The organism is Stenotrophomonas sp. CCNWLW162, assembly GCF_037203745.1.
Lineage (GTDB): Bacteria > Pseudomonadota > Gammaproteobacteria > Xanthomonadales > Xanthomonadaceae > Stenotrophomonas > Stenotrophomonas maltophilia_AQ.
In genome coordinates this window covers 1,001,383-1,018,042 of the sequence record NZ_JBBCBL010000001.1, presented here as the reverse complement: position 1 = coordinate 1,018,042, position 16,660 = coordinate 1,001,383, and the positions used below count along the sequence as shown (strand labels likewise).

Genomic DNA, 16,660 nt, shown 5'->3' with positions numbered 1-16,660 from the left:
TTACAAAATCAAGGTATACAACAATGGCAAAGGGTAAGTTCGAGCGCACCAAGCCGCACGTCAACGTCGGCACCATCGGTCACGTCGATCACGGCAAGACCACGCTGACCGCCGCACTGACCAAGATCGGTGCCGAGCGCTTCGGTGGCGAGTTCAAGGACTACTCCTCGATCGACGCCGCGCCGGAAGAAAAGGCTCGTGGTATCACGATCTCGACCGCGCACGTCGAATACGAATCCGAGAAGCGTCACTACGCCCACGTCGATTGCCCGGGCCACGCTGACTACGTCAAGAACATGATCACCGGTGCTGCCCAGATGGACGGCGCGATCCTGGTCTGCTCGGCCGCTGACGGCCCGATGCCGCAGACCCGCGAGCACATTCTGCTGTCGCGTCAGGTCGGCGTGCCGTACATCGTCGTGTTCCTGAACAAGGCCGACATGGTCGACGACGCCGAGCTGCTCGAGCTGGTCGAAATGGAAGTGCGCGAGCTGCTGAGCAAGTACGACTTCCCGGGCGACGACACCCCGATCATCGCGGGTTCGGCCCGTCTGGCGCTGGAAGGCGACCAGAGCGACATCGGCGTGCCGGCCATCCTGAAGCTGGTCGACGCCCTGGACAGCTGGATTCCGGAGCCGGAGCGTGCGATCGACAAGCCGTTCCTGATGCCGGTGGAAGACGTGTTCTCGATCTCGGGCCGCGGCACCGTGGTGACCGGTCGTATCGAGCGCGGCATCATCAAGGTCGGCGACGAAATCGAAATCGTCGGTATCCGTCCGGTGCAGAAGACCACCGTGACCGGCGTTGAAATGTTCCGCAAGCTGCTGGACCAGGGTCAGGCAGGCGACAACGCTGGCCTGCTGCTGCGCGGCACCAAGCGTGACGACGTCGAGCGTGGCCAGGTTCTGGCCAAGCCGGGTTCGATCAAGCCGCACACCAAGTTCGAAGGCGAAGTGTACGTGCTGTCGAAGGATGAGGGCGGCCGTCACACCCCGTTCTTCAACGGCTACCGTCCGCAGTTCTACTTCCGCACCACCGACATCACCGGTGCAGCCCAGCTGCCGGAAGGCGTCGAAATGGTGATGCCGGGTGACAACGTCAAGATGGTCGTCACCCTGATCAACCCGGTGGCAATGGACGAAGGCCTGCGCTTCGCCATCCGCGAAGGCGGCCGTACCGTCGGCGCCGGCGTGGTCTCGAAGATCATCGAGTAATCTGGTAGTATCTGCGCCCCGATGTTGCCTGGGTAGGGCATCGGGGCGTATCAAAATGGGAAAGCAGGCACAGGATGTGCCTTGTGTTCCCCGGACCAGGAAGGGTCAATGCCATTCAGGCGGCGTCAACAGGAGACTGTTGACAGCTGCCTTGCGTGCCATTATGCTTCTACGTCTGGGCAGACCGGGAAACGGGTCTGCCTACGTTTTTGAGGTCCATGGATTGACCTTGTCGGCCTGCAGGAGTGCGGGCCGTCTGTATTCAGGAATTTCATGGGACAAAGCAACCCAGAGGCTTTGTCTGTCGCTCTTTTAACGAAGGAACCTACCGCCATGGCGGACCAAAAGATCCGGATCCGGCTGAAAGCGTTCGATCATCGTCTGATCGACCGTTCGGCCAGCGAGATCGTTGAGACGGCCAAGCGGACCGGCGCGCAAGTGCGTGGCCCGATCCCGCTGCCGACCAAGATCGAGCGTTATACCGTTCTCGTCTCCCCGCACGTCGACAAGGACGCGCGTGACCAGTACGAGACCCGCACGCACAAGCGCGTGCTCGATATCGTTGACCCGAATGACAAGACCGTGGACGCGCTGATGAAGCTCGAACTGGCTGCCGGCGTCGACGTTCAGATCAAGCTGACCTGAGGACTACGACCATGACGAAGAAGTATTCGTTGGGCTTCGTGGGCCGCAAGGCTGGCATGAGCCGCGTGTTCACCGAAGATGGTCGTTCCATCCCGGTGACCCTGATCGAAGCAACCCCGAACCGCATCGCGCAGATCAAGACCGTCGAAACCGACGGCTACAGCGCCGTGCAGGTGACCGTCGGCGCGCGTCGCGCTGCCCTGGTCAACAAGCCGGAAGCCGGCCACTTCGCCAAGGCGAAGGTGGAAGCGGGCCGTGGCCTGTGGGAATTCCGCGTTGAAGACGCGCAGCTCGGCGATTTCGCCGTTGGCGGCGAAGTCAAGGCGGACATCTTCGAAGTCGGCCAGATCGTCGACGTCCAGGGTGTCACCAAGGGTAAGGGTTTCCAGGGCACCATCAAGCGCCACAACTTCCGTATGGGCGATGCAACCCACGGTAACTCGCTGTCGCATCGCGCGCCGGGTTCGCTGGGTCAGCGCCAGACCCCGGGTCGCGTTTTCCCGGGCAAGAAGATGTCGGGCCACATGGGCGCGGTGCAGCAGAGCACCCAGAACCTGGAAGTGGTCAAGGTCGACGTGGAGCGCGGTCTGATCGCGGTTCGCGGCGCCGTTCCGGGCGCGGCGGGTGGCGATGTGATCGTCCGTCCGGCGAGCAAGGCATAAGGAGAGATGACGATGGAACTCGTTATCACGGGTAGCAACAACAAGGTCTCGGTCTCCGACGCCGTGTTCGGTCGCGATTTCAGCGAAGATCTGGTCCACCAGGTCGTCGTTGCTTACCGCAACGCCGGTCGCGCCGGCACCAAGGCGCAGAAGACTCGCTCCGAAGTGGCAGGTACCACCAAGAAGTCGAAGAAGCAGAAGGGCGGCGGCGCGCGTCATGGCGCACTGACGGCTCCGATCTTCGTCGGCGGCGGTGTCACCTTCGCGGCAAAGCCGCGCAGCTTCGAGCAGAAGGTCAATCGTAAGCAGTACCGTGCCGCCATGTGCGCGATCCTGTCCGAGCTGAACCGTCAAGGCCGTCTGACCATCGTGGAGTCCTTCGATGTCGAAGTGACCAACACGAAGGGTCTGATCGCCAAGCTGGCCGGCCTGGAAGTGGGCAAGCGCCCGCTGATCGTCACTGAAGAAGCCTCCGAGCACCTGTACCTGTCCGCCCGCAATCTGCCGTACGTGCAGGTGCGTGACGTCCAGGGCCTGGATCCGGTGTCGCTGGTCGGTGCCGACACGGTCGTCATCACCGCTGACGCGGTCAAGAAGGTCGAGGAGTGGCTGGCATGAACAGCAACGAAAAAATCTTCAGCGTGCTGCGTGCCCCGCGTGTCTCCGAAAAGACCGCGCGCCTGCAGGAACTCTCCAACCAGTATGTCTTCGAAGTTTCGAACGAAGCCACCAAGGCCGATGTAAAGGCCGCGGTTGAGCAGCTGTTCGACGTCAAGGTCGAAGCAGTCAACGTGGTCAACGTCAAGGGCAAGAACAAGTCCTTCCGTAACCGTGCTGGCCGCCGCGGCGATTGGCGCAAGGCGTACGTTCGCCTGGCCGACGGCCAGTCGATCGATGTAACGGCCAAGGCCTGAGGTACATCCCATGCCATTGATGAAATTCAAGCCCACTTCCCCCGGCCGCCGTTCGGCCGTGCGCGTGGTCACTCCCGACCTGCACAAGGGTGCTCCGCACGCCGCGCTGGTCGAGTCGCAGAGCCGCTCGGGTGGTCGTAACCACCATGGCCGCATCACCGTGCGTCACGTCGGTGGTGGTGCCAAGCAGCACTACCGCATCATCGACTTCAAGCGCAACAAGCTGGGCATCCCGGCGCGTGTGGAACGCATCGAATACGATCCGAACCGCACCGCCCACATCGCCCTGCTGTGCTACGTCGACGGCGAGCGTCGCTACATCATCGCCCCGAAGGGTCTGAAGGCGGGTGATCAGGTGATCGCCGGTTCGGACGCCCCGATCAAGGCGGGCAACACCCTGCCGCTGCGCAACATCCCGGTTGGTACCACCATCCACTGCATCGAACTGAAGCCCGGCAAGGGCGCTCAGATCGCTCGCGCCGCTGGTGCGGCCGTGCAGCTGGTGGCTCGTGAAGGCATCTACGCCACCCTGCGCCTGCGCTCGGGTGAAATGCGCAAGGTTCCGGTCGAGTGCTGCGCAACCATCGGCGAAGTCGGCAACGACGAGCACAGCCTGGAAAAGCTGGGCAAGGCCGGTGCCAAGCGCTGGCGCGGCGTCCGCCCGACCGTTCGTGGTGCAGCCATGAACCCGGTTGACCACCCGCACGGTGGTGGTGAGGCGAAGGCCGGCCAGGGTAACCCGCATCCGGTCACCCCGTGGGGTGTCCCGACCAAGGGTTACAAGACGCGCCATAACAAGCGCACTCAGCAGTTCATCGTCCGCGATCGTAGGGGCTAATCGACCATGGCACGTTCACTCAAGAAGGGCCCGTTTGTCGATCACCACCTGGTTGCTAAGGTGGCTGCCGCTGCGGGTAGCAAGCGTCCGATCAAGACCTGGTCGCGTCGTTCGATGATCCTGCCTGACATGGTAGGCGTCACCATTGCCGTGCATAACGGCAAGAACCACATCCCGGTTCTCGTCAACGAGAACATGGTCGGCCACAAGCTCGGCGAATTTGCCATCACCCGGACCTTCAAGGGTCACGGTGGTGACAAGAAGTCGGGCAAGTAAGGAGAGATGACAATGGAAGCGAAAGCCATCCTGCGCACTGCGCGCATCTCCCCGCAGAAGGCTCGTCTGGTCGCTGACCAGGTGCGCGGTCTGCCGGCCGAGCGTGCGGTCAACCTGCTGAAGTTCTCGGACAAGAAGGCTGCCCACCTGATCAAGAAGGTGGTGGAGTCGGCTATTGCAAATGCCGAGAACAACCAGGGCGCCGACGTCGACGAGCTGAAGGTTCAGACCATCATGGTTGATGAAGGTCCGACCCTGAAGCGTTTCATGGCGCGGGCGAAAGGCCGCGGTACCCGCATCCTCAAGCGCACCAGCCACATCACTGTGGTTGTGGGCGCCGCCAAGTAAGCGGATAAGGAAAAGACCATGGGTCATAAAGTTCATCCGATTGGTATCCGCCTCGGCATTTCCAAGGACTGGAACTCCAAGTGGTACGCCAACAAGGCCGAGTTCGCTGGTTACCTGGCAGCCGACCTGAAAGTTCGCGAAATGCTGCGCAAGAAGCTGGCTCAGGCCGGCATCAGCAAGATCCTGATCGAGCGTCCGGCCAAGACCGCTCGCGTGACGATCCACACCGCCCGTCCGGGCGTGGTGATCGGCAAGCGCGGTGAGGACATCGAGAAGCTGCGCAAGGAAGTGAGCGAGATGATGGGCGTCCCGGCGCACATCAACGTCACCGAAGTGCGCAAGCCGGAGCTGGACGCACAGCTGGTTGCCGAATCGATCGCGCAGCAGCTGGAGCGTCGCATCATGTTCCGCCGCGCCATGAAGCGCTCGGTGGGCAACGCGATGCGCCTGGGTGCCCTGGGCATCAAGGTCAACGTTGGTGGCCGCCTCAACGGTGCAGAAATCGCCCGTTCGGAGTGGTACCGCGAAGGCCGCGTGCCGCTGCACACCCTGCGTGCCGACATCGACTATGGCTTCGCTGAAGCCAAGACGACCTACGGCATCATCGGCATCAAGGTCTGGATCTACAAGGGCGAAGTCTTCGATTTCTCCCAGGTTGGCCAGGAAAAGCAGGACGACACCCCGTCGCGCAACGATCGTCACGATCGCGGCGACCGTGGTGACCGTCAGCGCCCGGCCCGTGAAGCGAGGTAACGACAATGTTGCAACCCAAGCGAACCAAGTACCGCAAGGTACACAAGGGCCGTAACGAAGGCCTGAGCTGGAGCGCCAACGCTGTCAGCTTCGGCGAATACGGCCTGAAGGCAACCGCCCACGGTCAGCTGACCGCGCGTCAGATCGAAGCGGCCCGCCGCTCGATCAGCCGCTACGTGAAGCGCGGCGGCAAGATGTGGATCCGCGTGTTCCCCGACAAGCCCATCACCAAGAAGCCCATCGAAGTTCGAATGGGTTCGGGTAAGGGCAACGTGGAATACTGGGTGGCCCAGATCCAGCCCGGCCGCATGATCTATGAAATCGAGGGTGTTACCGAAGACGTGGCACGCGAGGCATTCCGCCTGGCCGCCGCCAAACTCTCGGTCACCACCACTTTCGTGACCCGGACGGTGCGCTGATGGAACTCAAAACTCTCCGTGAAAAGTCGGCTGACGAACTCAAGGCCCACCTGATCGACCTGCGTAAGGAACAGTTCTCTGTCCGTATGCAGCAGGTCACCGGCCAGCTGCCGAAGACACACGACATCCGCCGGGTCCGTCGCGAGATTGCTCGCGTCAAGACCCTGCTCGGCAGCACGAAGTAAGGATGGCCGCTATGAGCGACAATACTGAAAACAAGGCGCTGCGCACGGTCGAAGGCCGTGTCGTCAGCAACAAGATGGACAAGACGGTTACCGTCCTGGTTGAGCGTCAGGTCAAGCACGCGCTGTACGGCAAGTACATCAAGCGCTCGACCAAGCTGCACGCCCACGATGCCGACAACGCCTGCAAGGAAGGCGATGTCGTCCGCGTGACCGAGATTGCTCCGATGTCCAAGACCAAGAACTGGCGCGTGGTGGAAGTCATCACGCGTGCGGCTGAATAAGGAGTCTGAATCATGATCCAGATGCAGAGCTACCTTGACGTCGCGGACAATTCGGGTGCCAAGCAGGTGATGTGCTTCAAGGTGCTGGGTGGTTCCAAGCGCCGTTACGCCGGTATCGGCGACATCATCAAGGTCACCGTGAAGGATGCAATTCCGCGCGGCAAGGTCAAGAAGGGTGAAGTGTATGACGCCGTCGTGGTGCGTACCCGCAAGGGTGTGCGTCGCGCCGATGGCTCGCTGATCCGCTTCGACGGCAACGCTGCCGTTCTGCTGAACAGCAAGCAGGAGCCGATCGGTACCCGTATCTTCGGGCCGGTGACGCGTGAACTTCGTTCGGAGAAGTTCATGAAGATCGTCTCGCTCGCTCCCGAAGTGCTGTGAGCGACAGGAGATAATCATGGCTAACCGTATCAAGAAGGGCGACCAGGTTGTCGTCAACGCCGGCAAGGACAAGGGCAAGCAGGGCGAAATCGTCCGCGTCGACGGCGACCGTGTGGTCGTCGCCAACGTGAACATCGTCAAGCGCCACACCAAGCCGAACCCGCAGGCAGGTGTTGCCGGCGGCGTGGTCGAGCGTGAAGCGTCGATCCATATCTCCAACGTGAATGTGCTGAACCCGGCTTCGGGCAAGGGCGAACGCGTTGGCTTCAAGGTGCTGGAGGATGGACGCAAACTGCGTGTGTTCCGCTCCAGCGGTGAGGCGCTCGACGCCTGAGGAATGTGAAGATGACTTCCCGTCTCGAAAAGTTTTACAAGGAAGAAGTGGTGCCGGCGCTGATGAAGCAGTTCGGCTACACCAATCCGATGGAAGTGCCGAAGCTGGTCAAGGTCACCCTGAACATGGGTGTCGGCGAAGCGGCCACCAACAAGAAGATCCTGGAAAACGCCGTCGGCGACATGACCAAGATTTCCGGCCAGAAGCCGGTTGTCACCAAGTCGCGTATCTCGGTTGCGTCGTTCAAGATCCGTGATGGTTGGCCGATCGGCTGCAAGACCACGCTGCGTCGCCACAAGATGTACGAGTTCCTGGACCGCCTGATCAACATCTCGCTGCCGCGCGTGCGCGACTTCCGTGGTGTTTCCGGTCGTTCCTTCGACGGTCGCGGCAACTTCAACATGGGTGTGAAGGAACAGATCATCTTCCCGGAAATCGACTTCGACGCTGTCGACGCGATCCGCGGCATGGATATCGCCATCACCACCACTGCGAAGACCGACGCGGAAGCGAAGGCGCTGCTGGCAGCGTTCAAGTTCCCGTTCCGTAACTGATCCGTCGAGGAAACCGAAATGGCAAAGACCTCCATGGTCAACCGCGACATCAAGCGGAAGAAGCTGGCTGAAAAGTACGCTGTCAAGCGTGCGGCTCTGAAGAAGATCGTGTCCTCGCAGGACGCGACCTACGAAGAGAAGATCGAGGCCGCCACCAAGCTGTCGAAGCTGCCGCGCGATTCGTCGCCGAGCCGCCACCGCAGCCGTTGCGAACTGTCTGGCCGCCCGCGTGGCGTGTACAGCAAGTTCGGCCTGGGTCGCAACAAGCTGCGCGAAGCCACCATGCGTGGCGACGTTCCGGGCCTGCGCAAGGCCAGCTGGTAATCCCAGCCGGTCCTGCGATCAGGGGCCCCCTCGGGGGCTCCTGAACCGGGAAGGGAAGGCGTTCAGCTTTCCCTCTGCGAAAAAACCCGAAGAGCCCGACGCAAGTCGGGCTCTTTTGGCGTATACTCCCGCGTCTTGCCCTGCGCAAACGGGGATGTAGGGGTGGGCTTCCGGCCCACTGCATGAAGGGACCTGGCCCGTTTCCAGGAGACAACAGATTTTCGCGAAAGCGGATATCGGTGCACTCAAAGGTACTCATATGAGCATGACTGATCCCATCGCCGACCTGCTGGTCCGCATCAAGAATGCGGCCGCGGTTGGCAAGCAGACGGTGAAAGCCCCGTCGTCCAAGATCAAGGTTGCGATCGCCCAGGTCCTGAAGGACGAGGGTTACATCACCGACCTGCGCGTGACTGCGCTCGAGAACAACAAGTCCGAGCTGGAAATCGTGCTGAAGTATTTCGAAGGCAAGCCGGTCATCGCGACCCTGAAGCGCTTCTCGCGTTCGGGCCTGCGCCAGTACCGCGGCAAGAGCGAGCTGCCGAAGGTCATGAACGGCCTGGGTATCTCCATCATTTCCACCTCCAAGGGCATCATGACTGATGCGCAGGCGCGCCAGCTGGGCGTCGGCGGCGAAGTCCTGTGCTTCGTGGCCTAAGGCGAAAGGAGTAGAACTATGTCCCGCGTAGCCAAGAAGCCGATCGACCTGGGTAAGGTTGAACTGAACGTCCAGAACGACAACGTCACCGCCAAGGGCCCGAAGGGCACCCTGTCGCTGGCCAAGCCGGCTGGTATTGCCATCAACGTCGAGAACGGCGTTGCCACCCTGAGCACCGAAAGCGTCGATCTGATCCCGCTGACCGGTACCGTCCGCGCCATCCTGTCCAACATGGTCAAGGGTGTTTCCGAAGGCTTCGAGCGCAAGCTGGAGCTGGTCGGCGTGGGTTACCGTGCCGCCATGCAGGGCAAGGACCTCAGCCTGTCGCTGGGCTTCTCGCACCCGATCGTGTTCGTGGCGCCGGAAGGCATCACCATCACCACCCCGACCCAGACCGAAATCCTGGTGCAGGGCGCTGACAAGCAGGTCGTCGGTGAAGTTGCCGCCAAGATCCGTGCGTTCCGCAAGCCGGAACCGTACAAGGGCAAGGGCGTGAAGTACTCCGACGAAGTCATCATCCGTAAGGAAGCCAAGAAGGCGTAAGTGCGAGTCCCTTGCAAGAGCCCGCACATCCCTGTGCGGACTCCTCAGGGAAAAGCCCATCCTTCAGCTTTCAAGGAATAATCAAAATGAACAAGAACATCGCCCGCCTGCGTCGCGCCAAGTCGACCCGCGCCCACATCCGTGAGCTCGGTGTCGCCCGCCTGTCGGTGCTGCGCACCGGTCAGCACCTGTACGCCCAGGTCTTCACCGCCGACGGCTCCAAGGTGCTGGCTGCTGCCAACACCACCCAGGCCGACATCAAGGACGGCCTGAAGAACGGCAAGAACGCTGATGCTGCTGCCAAGGTTGGCCGTATCGTTGCCGAGCGCGCCAAGGCCGCCGGCGTCGAGAAGGTTGCCTTCGATCGTTCGGGCTACCGCTACCACGGCCGCATCAAGGCCCTGGCAGAAGCCGCCCGCGAAGCCGGCCTGCAGTTCTAAGGGACAAGGGCAGGGGGCCTCTGGTCTCCTGCCCGCCTGCTCGCCAGCCTGAATGAGGCTGGACGGCGCCGCTCTTCTGCAGCGGCCCACCGGTACAACGCGCCACTCCACAACCATAAGCGGCCTCGAGCCGTACATACCCAAACAACCAAGGAATCAAGATGGCAGAAGAACGTCAGCAGCGGGGTCGCGATCGCGACCGTAACCGCGAAGAGAAAGTCGACGACGGCATGATCGAAAAGCTGGTCGCGGTCAACCGCGTCAGCAAGACCGTCAAGGGTGGCCGCCAGTTCACCTTCACCGCCCTGACTGTTGTCGGCGACGGCGAAGGCAAGGTCGGTTTCGGTTATGGCAAGGCCCGCGAAGTGCCGGTCGCCATCCAGAAGTCGATGGAGCAGGCTCGCAAGAACCTGGTCAGCGTTGACCTGAACAACGGCACCCTGTGGCACACCATCAAGGATGGTCACGGCGCAGCCCGCGTGTTCATGCAGCCGGCTTCCGAAGGTACCGGCGTCATCGCCGGCGGTGCCATGCGCGCCGTGCTGGAAGCGGTTGGCGTGAAGAACGTGCTGGCCAAGGCCACCGGTTCGCGCAACCCGATCAACCTGGTGCGTGCCACCGTGAAGGGCCTGTCTGCTGCGCAGTCGCCGGCTCGCATCGCGGCCAAGCGCGGCAAGAAGGTGGAGGAACTCAACCATGGCTAATGAGTCCAACAAGACTGTGAAGGTGCGCCTGGTGCGTGGCCTGCGTGGTGCTCAGTCGCGTCACCGCCTGTCGGTGCGTGCTCTGGGCCTGAACAAGCTGAACGATGTGCGTGAACTGAAGGACAGCCCGCAGGTTCGCGGCCTGATCAACACCGTTCACTACCTCGTCAAGGTTGAGGAGTAATCGATCATGACTCTGCGTCTCAATGAACTGAGCCCGGCACCGGGCGCCCGCACCGAGCGCACCCGCGTCGGTCGCGGTATCGGCTCGGGCCTGGGCAAGACTGCCGGCCGCGGCCACAAGGGTTCGTTCGCCCGTAAGGGTGGCGGCAAGATCAAGGCTGGCTTCGAAGGCGGCCAGACCCCCATGCAGCGTCGTCTGCCGAAGATCGGCTTCCGTTCGCCGATCGCCAAGGACACCGCTGAAGTGCTGCTGTACGCGCTGGACAAGCTGCCGGCCGGTGAGATCGACTTCGCCGCCCTGCGTGCTGCCAAGCTGGTCCCGAGCACTGCAAAGAAGGCCAAGGTCGTCGTCAAGGGCGAAGTGACCAAGGCGTTCACCCTGAAGGGTATCGCTGCCACGGCTGGTGCCAAGGCCGCGATCGAAGCTGCCGGCGGCAGCGTAACGGAGTAAGAAAATCATGGCGCAAGCTGGCATCGGTAACCTCGCGGGCGGAATGGGCAAGTTCACTGAACTTCGCCAACGTTTGCTGTTCGTCGTCGGGGCTTTGATCGTCTATCGCATCGGCTGCTATGTGCCGGTGCCGGGCGTCAATCCCGATGCCATGCTTGCCATGATGCAACAGCAGGGCGGCGGCATCGTGGACATGTTCAACATGTTCTCGGGCGGCGCCCTGCACCGTTTCAGCATCTTCGCGCTGAACGTGATGCCGTACATCTCGGCATCGATCGTGATGCAGTTGGCCGTGCACATCTTCCCCGCCCTGAAGGCGATGCAGAAGGAAGGTGAGTCCGGTCGCCGCAAGATCACCCAGTATTCGCGCATCGGCGCCGTGCTGCTGGCAGTGGTGCAGGGCGGTTCGATCGCGCTGGCCCTGCAGGGCCAGGTCTCGCCGTCGGGCGCTCCGGTCGTGTACGCACCAGGCATGGGCTTCGTGCTCACCGCCGTGGTCGCGCTGACCGCCGGCACCATGTTCCTGATGTGGGTCGGTGAGCAGGTCACCGAGCGCGGCATCGGCAACGGCGTGTCGCTGATCATCTTCGCCGGTATCGTGGCCGGCCTGCCGGGTGCGGTCATCCACACCTTCGACGCCTACCGCGACGGCAACATCCAGTTCATCCAGCTGCTGCTGATCGCCATCGTCGTGCTCGCCTTCACCTTCTTCGTGGTGTTCGTCGAGCGTGGCCAGCGCCGGATCACGGTGAACTACGCGCGCCGCCAGGGCGGTCGCAACGCGTACATGAACCAGACCTCGTTCCTGCCGCTGAAGCTCAACATGGCCGGCGTCATCCCGGCGATCTTCGCCTCGAGCCTGCTGGCCTTCCCGGCCACCCTGGCGATGTGGTCCGGCCAGGCTGCGAACCAGAGCAGCACCGGCCAGATCCTGCAGAAGGTGGCCAACGCCCTCGGTCCGGGCGAGCCGCTGCACATGATCGTGTTCGCCGCTCTGATCACCGGTTTCGCGTTCTTCTACACCGCGCTGGTGTTCAACTCGCAGGAAACCGCAGACAACCTGAAGAAGTCGGGTGCGCTGATTCCGGGCATCCGTCCGGGCAAGGCCACTGCTGATTACATCGATGGCGTGCTGACCCGCCTGACCGCGGCCGGCTCGGCTTACCTGGTGATCGTCTGCCTGCTGCCGGAACTGATGCGCACGCAGCTGAACGCCTCGTTCTACTTCGGCGGCACGTCGCTGCTGATCGTGGTGGTGGTGGTGATGGACTTCATTGCCCAGGTGCAGGCGCACCTGATGTCGCACCAGTACGAGAGCCTGTTGAAGAAGGCCAACCTGAAGGGCGGCAACCGCGGCGGTTTTGCCCGCGGCTGATTGGCCTGTTATACTTTCGTCTTCCTGACGTGATGGTCCCTCCGCTTCGCGGACTCCGGCCACACAAACGAAGGGCGGCCCCCGCAGCGGTTCCGGGTGGGGGTGTGATGAGGTGGTCCCGCGCTGGAGTAGCGCGGGCGACCCCGGGGGAAACCCCAGGATCAACCCCATCCGGCGCCGGAGCCTGGGCACACTCCCCAGGCCGGGTTCATGAAACCAATGGTTTCACGGGCTTCCATGTAAACCGGAACCTTGTTAGTATCGCTAGTTCACTTTTTTGATCCATCCTGCCGGATTGGCGTGCCCGAGGCGCGCTGTCGGCCATCACTCAGCTGGAGAACCGCGTCATGGCGCGTATTGCAGGCGTCAACCTGCCAGCCCAGAAGCACGTCTGGGTCGGGTTGCAAAGCATTTACGGCATCGGCCGTACCCGTTCGAAGAAGGTCTGCGAAGTCGCAGGCGTTGCTTCGACCACCAAGATCCGCGATCTGTCGGAGCCGGAAATCGAGCGCCTGCGCGCCGAAGTCGGCAAGTACATCGTGGAGGGCGATCTGCGCCGTGAAATCGGCATCGCGATCAAGCGCCTGATGGACCTGGGCTGCTACCGCGGCCTGCGTCACCGTCGCGGCCTGCCGCTGCGTGGCCAGCGCACCCGTACCAACGCCCGCACCCGCAAGGGCCCGCGCAAGGCGATCAGGAAGTAAGGGACCTATAAATGGCTAAGCCCGCTGCTAAAACCAAGAAGAAGATCAAGCGCGTCGTCACCGACGGCGTCGCCCACGTCCACGCTTCGTTCAACAACACCATCGTGACCATCACCGACCGCCAGGGCAATGCTCTGTCGTGGGCGACCTCCGGTGGCGCTGGCTTCCGCGGTTCGCGCAAGTCGACCCCGTTCGCTGCCCAGGTGGCTGCCGAAAAGGCCGGTCGTGCTGCGCTGGACTACGGCGTGAAGTCGCTGGAAGTCCGCATCAAGGGTCCGGGTCCGGGCCGTGAGTCGGCCGTGCGTTCGTTGAACAACGTCGGCTACAAGATCACCAACATCATCGACGTGACGCCCATCCCGCACAACGGGTGCCGTCCGCCGAAGAAGCGTCGCGTCTAAAGGGAGCGATAAGAAATGGCTCGTTATATCGGTCCTACCTGTAAGCTCGCCCGTCGCGAAGGCGCCGACCTGTCCCTGAAGAGCCCGGCGCGTGCGCTGGACTCCAAGTGCAAGCTGGAGCAGAAGCCCGGCCAGCACGGCGCCACTGCCCGCAAGGGCAAGCTGTCCGACTACGCCACCCAGCTGCGTGAAAAGCAGAAGGTCAAGCGTATCTACGGCCTGCTGGAGCGTCAGTTCCGCAACTACTACAAGAAGGCCTCGACCAAGAAGGGCAACACCGGCGAGAACCTCCTGCAGCTGCTGGAAACCCGCCTGGACAATGTCGTCTACCGCATGGGCTTCGCCGTGACCCGTCCGGCTGCCCGTCAGCTGGTGTCGCACCGCGGCGTCACCGTGAATGGCAAGTCGGTCAACCTGGCTTCGTACCAGGTCAAGGCTGGCGACGCCATCGCCCTGTCTGAAAAGGCTGCCAAGCAGCTGCGCGTCCAGGAAGCCCTGACCGTCGCCGCCCAGCATGACCTGAGCCCGTCGTGGGTTGAAGTGGATTCCGGTAAGTTCACCGGCATCTTCAAGGCTGTTCCGGATCGTTCGGATCTGCCTGCGGACATCAACGAAGCGCTGATCGTCGAGCTGTATTCGAAGTAATTCACATTGGAGAGCCCCCGGCGACGGCCGGGGGTTCACTAGGAGAACCCGCAACATGACGGTTACCGCCAACCAGGTTCTGCGTCCTCGCGGTCCGCAGATCGAACGCCTTACCGACACCCGTGCAAAGGTCGTTATCGAACCTTTGGAGCGGGGTTACGGGCATACGCTGGGTAATGCCCTGCGTCGCGTGCTGCTGTCGTCCATCCCGGGCTTCGCCATCACGGAAGTCGAAATCGACGGCGTGTTGCATGAGTACACCACGGTCGAGGGTCTGCAGGAGGACGTGCTCGAAGTCCTGCTGAACCTGAAGGACGTGGCCACCCGTATGCACTCCGGCGACAGCGCCACCCTGTCCCTGTCCAAGCAGGGCCCGGGCGTTGTCACCGCTGCCGATATCAAGGTCGACCACAATGTGGAGATCCTGAACGGCGACCATGTCATCTGCCACCTGACCAAGGACACGGCAGTCAACATGCGTCTGAAGATCGAACGTGGTTTCGGCTACCAGCCGGCTGCCGCGCGTCGTCGTCCGGACGAAGAAACCCGTGCCATCGGCCGTCTGGTCCTGGATGCCTCGTTCTCGCCGGTTCGCCGCGTCGCCTATGCCGTGGAAGCGGCCCGCGTCGAGCAGCGTACCGACCTGGACAAGCTGGTCATCGATATCGAGACCAACGGCACCATCGATGCCGAGGAAGCCGTGCGCACCGCCGCCGACATCCTCAGCGACCAGCTGTCGGTGTTCGGTGACTTCACCCACCGCGACCGCGGTGCGGCGAAGCCGGCCAACAACGGCGTGGATCCGGTGCTGCTGCGCCCGATCGACGATCTGGAGCTGACCGTGCGTTCGGCCAACTGCCTGAAGGCCGAAAGCATCTACTACATCGGCGATCTGATCCAGAAGACCGAAGTGGAGCTGCTGAAGACCCCGAACCTGGGCAAGAAGTCGCTCACCGAAATCAAGGAAGTGCTGGCCCAGCGTGGCCTGTCACTCGGCATGAAGCTGGAGAACTGGCCGCCGGCCGGCGTCGCCAGCCACGGCATGCTGGGCTGATAACGCCTTTCTGCAAGACCGCATGGCCCCGTCGGCAACGGCGGGGCCATTGCACCCAGGCAACACCGCCACGACGAACGAAGGTTCGCGGGCAGGTCGTCCAGGATGGATGGCCAGGACCAACCGCAGTCCGCGCAGCAACGCCATGAAGGCGACAACGATCCGCACAGCCACATCATTAACCAAGGAATATCACCATGCGTCACCAGAAGTCTGGCCGTAAGTTCAGCCGTACCAGCGCCCACCGCGAAGCGATGTTCAAGAACATGGCCGCCTCGCTGTTCAAGCACGAGCTGATCAAGACCACCCTGCCGAAGGCCAAGGAACTGCGCCGCGTTGCCGAGCCGCTGATCACCCTGGCCAAGGTCGACTCCGTCGCCAACCGCCGTCTGGCCTTCGCCCGTCTGCGCGACAACGAAGCCGTGGGCAACCTGTTCACCATCCTGGGCCCGCGCTACGCGAACCGTCCGGGCGGCTACCTGCGCCTGCTGAAGTGCGGCTTCCGCGCCGGCGACAACGCGCCGATGGCCTACGTCGAGCTGGTTGACCGTCCGGTCGTGGCCGAGGCAGTGGCCGAGTAATCGGACCGCTCCAACGCGACACAGCGAAAGCCCGGCCTCTGCCGGGCTTTTGCGTTTCCAGGGGTCGGATCTCTTCCAGGGGGCGGATCCCTTTCCGCAGGAAAGGGCTCTGACCCCATGCCCGTAGCACAGCGGGTCCGGGCCCTTTGCGTTCGCAAAGAGCGTCTGACCCATACCGTTCCGACAGGCGTCACCTGCAGCGGTTCGAATGGCGCGCACTCTCGGTTACGCTTGGCGCCTGATCCGTTTGAGCGTTGACGATGAATCCATTGCGCTGGCCCTTCCGCGCCCAGTTCTTCCTGGGCTTCCTGATCTGCGCGGGCCTGCTTGGCTACGCGATCTTCCTGCAGCTGAAGATGGGGCTGGAGCCGTGTCCGCTGTGCATCTTCCAACGCCTGGCGTTCGCCGCACTCGGCCTGCTGTTCCTGATCGGTGCACTGCACGGGCCCGGGCCGTCCAACCGCGCTGGCCGCGCGACCTATGGCGTGCTGGCTTTCATTGCCGCGGCGGTGGGCGTCGGCATCGCTGCCCGCCACGTCTACGTGCAGATGCTGCCGCCGGAAATGGGCGCCACCTGTGGCCCGCCGCTGAGCTTTCTGAGCGAGACCATGGGGCCGCTGGAAGTGTTCCGCACGGTGCTGACCGGTACCGGCAACTGCGGCAACATCGACTGGACCTTCCTGGGCCTGACCATGCCGATGTGGTCGGGCGTGTGGTTCGTGCTGCTGGCGCTGTGGGCACTGGTGGTGTCGCTGCGCAAGGTCAAGCGCTGAAAGCAGGTTAGTGCCGGCCG

General features: G+C 62.6%; 29 protein-coding genes. All 29 read left to right on the top strand.

Translation table 11 applies throughout. The features are described from left to right. Positions 1–23 precede the first annotated feature (23 nt). Entirely contained in the window at positions 24–1,214 is a 1,191-nt protein-coding gene (gene tuf / locus V9K93_RS04895; RefSeq protein WP_012510154.1) for an elongation factor Tu, read from the top strand. 333 nt (positions 1,215–1,547) lie between these two features. Beyond that, positions 1,548–1,859, top strand: a complete 312-nt coding sequence (gene rpsJ / locus V9K93_RS04890; RefSeq protein ID WP_005408208.1) for a 30S ribosomal protein S10 — start codon at positions 1,548–1,550, stop codon at positions 1,857–1,859. A gap of 11 nt (positions 1,860–1,870) precedes the next feature. Further along, positions 1,871–2,521 (top strand): 50S ribosomal protein L3, encoded by a 651-nt coding sequence (gene rplC, locus V9K93_RS04885; RefSeq protein ID WP_004145336.1) that lies wholly within the window; start codon positions 1,871–1,873, stop codon positions 2,519–2,521. Between the two features lie 12 nt (positions 2,522–2,533). Further along, complete coding sequence (rplD, locus tag V9K93_RS04880) at positions 2,534–3,139, top strand: 50S ribosomal protein L4 (protein WP_004145337.1); 606 nt, start codon at positions 2,534–2,536, stop codon at positions 3,137–3,139. Then, entirely contained in the window at positions 3,136–3,435 is a 300-nt protein-coding gene (gene rplW / locus V9K93_RS04875; protein WP_004145338.1) for a 50S ribosomal protein L23, read from the top strand. Before rplD ends, rplW begins: the two co-directional genes overlap by 4 nt. 10 nt (positions 3,436–3,445) lie before the next feature. Then, positions 3,446–4,273, top strand: coding sequence for a 50S ribosomal protein L2 (gene rplB / locus V9K93_RS04870; RefSeq protein WP_004145339.1), 828 nt, complete (start codon positions 3,446–3,448; stop codon positions 4,271–4,273). A gap of 6 nt (positions 4,274–4,279) precedes the next feature. Further along, positions 4,280–4,549, top strand: a complete 270-nt coding sequence (gene rpsS / locus V9K93_RS04865) for a 30S ribosomal protein S19 (protein ID WP_004145340.1) — start codon at positions 4,280–4,282, stop codon at positions 4,547–4,549. Between the two features lie 12 nt (positions 4,550–4,561). Continuing rightward, positions 4,562–4,897 (top strand): 50S ribosomal protein L22, encoded by a 336-nt coding sequence (gene rplV, locus V9K93_RS04860; protein ID WP_004145348.1) that lies wholly within the window; start codon positions 4,562–4,564, stop codon positions 4,895–4,897. Positions 4,898–4,915: 18 nt separating this feature from the next. After that, a complete protein-coding gene (gene rpsC, locus V9K93_RS04855) occupies positions 4,916–5,650 on the top strand; it encodes a 30S ribosomal protein S3 (RefSeq protein ID WP_004145350.1) in 735 nt (244 codons plus the stop codon). Positions 5,651–5,655: 5 nt separating this feature from the next. Then, the gene (gene rplP, locus V9K93_RS04850) at positions 5,656–6,069 is read left to right on the top strand and encodes a 50S ribosomal protein L16 (protein ID WP_004145352.1); all 414 of its coding nucleotides are present in this window, start codon (positions 5,656–5,658) and stop codon (positions 6,067–6,069) included. Then, on the top strand, positions 6,069–6,254 hold the full coding sequence (gene rpmC, locus V9K93_RS04845; RefSeq protein WP_004145353.1) for a 50S ribosomal protein L29: 186 nt from the start codon (positions 6,069–6,071) through the stop codon (positions 6,252–6,254). Before rplP ends, rpmC begins: the two co-directional genes overlap by 1 nt. 11 nt (positions 6,255–6,265) lie before the next feature. Further along, on the top strand, positions 6,266–6,535 hold the full coding sequence (rpsQ, locus tag V9K93_RS04840) for a 30S ribosomal protein S17 (protein ID WP_004145355.1): 270 nt from the start codon (positions 6,266–6,268) through the stop codon (positions 6,533–6,535). Between the two features lie 12 nt (positions 6,536–6,547). Then, a complete protein-coding gene (rplN, locus tag V9K93_RS04835) occupies positions 6,548–6,916 on the top strand; it encodes a 50S ribosomal protein L14 (protein WP_004145357.1) in 369 nt (122 codons plus the stop codon). A gap of 16 nt (positions 6,917–6,932) precedes the next feature. Continuing rightward, on the top strand, positions 6,933–7,250 hold the full coding sequence (gene rplX, locus V9K93_RS04830) for a 50S ribosomal protein L24 (RefSeq protein WP_004145359.1): 318 nt from the start codon (positions 6,933–6,935) through the stop codon (positions 7,248–7,250). Positions 7,251–7,261: 11 nt separating this feature from the next. Further along, a complete protein-coding gene (rplE, locus tag V9K93_RS04825; protein WP_004145361.1) occupies positions 7,262–7,804 on the top strand; it encodes a 50S ribosomal protein L5 in 543 nt (180 codons plus the stop codon). Positions 7,805–7,822: 18 nt separating this feature from the next. After that, positions 7,823–8,128 (top strand): 30S ribosomal protein S14, encoded by a 306-nt coding sequence (gene rpsN / locus V9K93_RS04820; RefSeq protein WP_004145363.1) that lies wholly within the window; start codon positions 7,823–7,825, stop codon positions 8,126–8,128. 259 nt (positions 8,129–8,387) lie between these two features. After that, positions 8,388–8,786 (top strand): 30S ribosomal protein S8, encoded by a 399-nt coding sequence (gene rpsH, locus V9K93_RS04815; protein WP_004145387.1) that lies wholly within the window; start codon positions 8,388–8,390, stop codon positions 8,784–8,786. 18 nt (positions 8,787–8,804) lie between these two features. After that, positions 8,805–9,329 carry a 50S ribosomal protein L6 gene (rplF, locus tag V9K93_RS04810; RefSeq protein ID WP_004145389.1) on the top strand — a complete coding sequence of 175 codons (525 nt, stop codon included), beginning with the start codon at positions 8,805–8,807 and terminating at the stop codon, positions 9,327–9,329. Between the two features lie 80 nt (positions 9,330–9,409). Next, on the top strand, positions 9,410–9,769 hold the full coding sequence (gene rplR, locus V9K93_RS04805; protein WP_174238316.1) for a 50S ribosomal protein L18: 360 nt from the start codon (positions 9,410–9,412) through the stop codon (positions 9,767–9,769). 161 nt (positions 9,770–9,930) lie between these two features. After that, positions 9,931–10,473, top strand: coding sequence for a 30S ribosomal protein S5 (gene rpsE / locus V9K93_RS04800; RefSeq protein WP_004145411.1), 543 nt, complete (start codon positions 9,931–9,933; stop codon positions 10,471–10,473). Continuing rightward, positions 10,466–10,657 (top strand): 50S ribosomal protein L30, encoded by a 192-nt coding sequence (gene rpmD, locus V9K93_RS04795; RefSeq protein WP_004145412.1) that lies wholly within the window; start codon positions 10,466–10,468, stop codon positions 10,655–10,657. The genes rpsE and rpmD overlap by 8 nt, the downstream gene beginning before the upstream one ends. A 6-nt stretch (positions 10,658–10,663) precedes the next feature. After that, positions 10,664–11,107, top strand: a complete 444-nt coding sequence (gene rplO / locus V9K93_RS04790; RefSeq protein ID WP_004154498.1) for a 50S ribosomal protein L15 — start codon at positions 10,664–10,666, stop codon at positions 11,105–11,107. A 7-nt stretch (positions 11,108–11,114) separates the two neighbouring features. Beyond that, positions 11,115–12,482: a preprotein translocase subunit SecY gene (gene secY, locus V9K93_RS04785; RefSeq protein ID WP_004145436.1), complete on the top strand. Its 1,368-nt coding sequence runs from the start codon at positions 11,115–11,117 to the stop codon at positions 12,480–12,482. A 347-nt stretch (positions 12,483–12,829) separates the two neighbouring features. Next, positions 12,830–13,186, top strand: a complete 357-nt coding sequence (gene rpsM / locus V9K93_RS04780) for a 30S ribosomal protein S13 (protein ID WP_004145437.1) — start codon at positions 12,830–12,832, stop codon at positions 13,184–13,186. Positions 13,187–13,197: 11 nt separating this feature from the next. Further along, complete coding sequence (gene rpsK / locus V9K93_RS04775) at positions 13,198–13,587, top strand: 30S ribosomal protein S11 (protein ID WP_004145443.1); 390 nt, start codon at positions 13,198–13,200, stop codon at positions 13,585–13,587. Positions 13,588–13,602: 15 nt separating this feature from the next. Then, complete coding sequence (rpsD, locus tag V9K93_RS04770) at positions 13,603–14,232, top strand: 30S ribosomal protein S4 (RefSeq protein ID WP_004145446.1); 630 nt, start codon at positions 13,603–13,605, stop codon at positions 14,230–14,232. A 55-nt stretch (positions 14,233–14,287) separates the two neighbouring features. Beyond that, positions 14,288–15,286 (top strand): DNA-directed RNA polymerase subunit alpha, encoded by a 999-nt coding sequence (locus V9K93_RS04765; protein WP_337302146.1) that lies wholly within the window; start codon positions 14,288–14,290, stop codon positions 15,284–15,286. A 197-nt stretch (positions 15,287–15,483) separates the two neighbouring features. Then, on the top strand, positions 15,484–15,867 hold the full coding sequence (gene rplQ / locus V9K93_RS04760) for a 50S ribosomal protein L17 (RefSeq protein WP_004145464.1): 384 nt from the start codon (positions 15,484–15,486) through the stop codon (positions 15,865–15,867). 260 nt (positions 15,868–16,127) lie between these two features. Beyond that, on the top strand, positions 16,128–16,640 hold the full coding sequence (locus V9K93_RS04755; protein ID WP_136639354.1) for a disulfide bond formation protein B: 513 nt from the start codon (positions 16,128–16,130) through the stop codon (positions 16,638–16,640). The last annotated feature ends 20 nt before the right edge of the window (positions 16,641–16,660 follow it).

What these genes read in the sequence shown, in the direction of transcription:
- tuf (WP_012510154.1), top strand. Translation starts at nt 24, where the DNA reads ATGGCAAAGGGTAAGTTCGAGCGCACCAAGCCGCACGTCAACGTCGGC.
- rpsJ (WP_005408208.1), top strand. Translation starts at nt 1,548, where the DNA reads ATGGCGGACCAAAAGATCCGGATCCGGCTGAAAGCGTTCGATCATCGT.
- rplC (WP_004145336.1), top strand. Translation starts at nt 1,871, where the DNA reads ATGACGAAGAAGTATTCGTTGGGCTTCGTGGGCCGCAAGGCTGGCATG.
- rplD (WP_004145337.1), top strand. Translation starts at nt 2,534, where the DNA reads ATGGAACTCGTTATCACGGGTAGCAACAACAAGGTCTCGGTCTCCGAC.
- rplW (WP_004145338.1), top strand. Translation starts at nt 3,136, where the DNA reads ATGAACAGCAACGAAAAAATCTTCAGCGTGCTGCGTGCCCCGCGTGTC.
- rplB (WP_004145339.1), top strand. Translation starts at nt 3,446, where the DNA reads ATGCCATTGATGAAATTCAAGCCCACTTCCCCCGGCCGCCGTTCGGCC.
- rpsS (WP_004145340.1), top strand. Translation starts at nt 4,280, where the DNA reads ATGGCACGTTCACTCAAGAAGGGCCCGTTTGTCGATCACCACCTGGTT.
- rplV (WP_004145348.1), top strand. Translation starts at nt 4,562, where the DNA reads ATGGAAGCGAAAGCCATCCTGCGCACTGCGCGCATCTCCCCGCAGAAG.
- rpsC (WP_004145350.1), top strand. Translation starts at nt 4,916, where the DNA reads ATGGGTCATAAAGTTCATCCGATTGGTATCCGCCTCGGCATTTCCAAG.
- rplP (WP_004145352.1), top strand. Translation starts at nt 5,656, where the DNA reads ATGTTGCAACCCAAGCGAACCAAGTACCGCAAGGTACACAAGGGCCGT.
- rpmC (WP_004145353.1), top strand. Translation starts at nt 6,069, where the DNA reads ATGGAACTCAAAACTCTCCGTGAAAAGTCGGCTGACGAACTCAAGGCC.
- rpsQ (WP_004145355.1), top strand. Translation starts at nt 6,266, where the DNA reads ATGAGCGACAATACTGAAAACAAGGCGCTGCGCACGGTCGAAGGCCGT.
- rplN (WP_004145357.1), top strand. Translation starts at nt 6,548, where the DNA reads ATGATCCAGATGCAGAGCTACCTTGACGTCGCGGACAATTCGGGTGCC.
- rplX (WP_004145359.1), top strand. Translation starts at nt 6,933, where the DNA reads ATGGCTAACCGTATCAAGAAGGGCGACCAGGTTGTCGTCAACGCCGGC.
- rplE (WP_004145361.1), top strand. Translation starts at nt 7,262, where the DNA reads ATGACTTCCCGTCTCGAAAAGTTTTACAAGGAAGAAGTGGTGCCGGCG.
- rpsN (WP_004145363.1), top strand. Translation starts at nt 7,823, where the DNA reads ATGGCAAAGACCTCCATGGTCAACCGCGACATCAAGCGGAAGAAGCTG.
- rpsH (WP_004145387.1), top strand. Translation starts at nt 8,388, where the DNA reads ATGAGCATGACTGATCCCATCGCCGACCTGCTGGTCCGCATCAAGAAT.
- rplF (WP_004145389.1), top strand. Translation starts at nt 8,805, where the DNA reads ATGTCCCGCGTAGCCAAGAAGCCGATCGACCTGGGTAAGGTTGAACTG.
- rpsE (WP_004145411.1), top strand. Translation starts at nt 9,931, where the DNA reads ATGGCAGAAGAACGTCAGCAGCGGGGTCGCGATCGCGACCGTAACCGC.
- rpmD (WP_004145412.1), top strand. Translation starts at nt 10,466, where the DNA reads ATGGCTAATGAGTCCAACAAGACTGTGAAGGTGCGCCTGGTGCGTGGC.
- rplO (WP_004154498.1), top strand. Translation starts at nt 10,664, where the DNA reads ATGACTCTGCGTCTCAATGAACTGAGCCCGGCACCGGGCGCCCGCACC.
- secY (WP_004145436.1), top strand. Translation starts at nt 11,115, where the DNA reads ATGGCGCAAGCTGGCATCGGTAACCTCGCGGGCGGAATGGGCAAGTTC.
- rpsM (WP_004145437.1), top strand. Translation starts at nt 12,830, where the DNA reads ATGGCGCGTATTGCAGGCGTCAACCTGCCAGCCCAGAAGCACGTCTGG.
- rpsK (WP_004145443.1), top strand. Translation starts at nt 13,198, where the DNA reads ATGGCTAAGCCCGCTGCTAAAACCAAGAAGAAGATCAAGCGCGTCGTC.
- rpsD (WP_004145446.1), top strand. Translation starts at nt 13,603, where the DNA reads ATGGCTCGTTATATCGGTCCTACCTGTAAGCTCGCCCGTCGCGAAGGC.
- V9K93_RS04765 (WP_337302146.1), top strand. Translation starts at nt 14,288, where the DNA reads ATGACGGTTACCGCCAACCAGGTTCTGCGTCCTCGCGGTCCGCAGATC.
- rplQ (WP_004145464.1), top strand. Translation starts at nt 15,484, where the DNA reads ATGCGTCACCAGAAGTCTGGCCGTAAGTTCAGCCGTACCAGCGCCCAC.
- V9K93_RS04755 (WP_136639354.1), top strand. Translation starts at nt 16,128, where the DNA reads ATGAATCCATTGCGCTGGCCCTTCCGCGCCCAGTTCTTCCTGGGCTTC.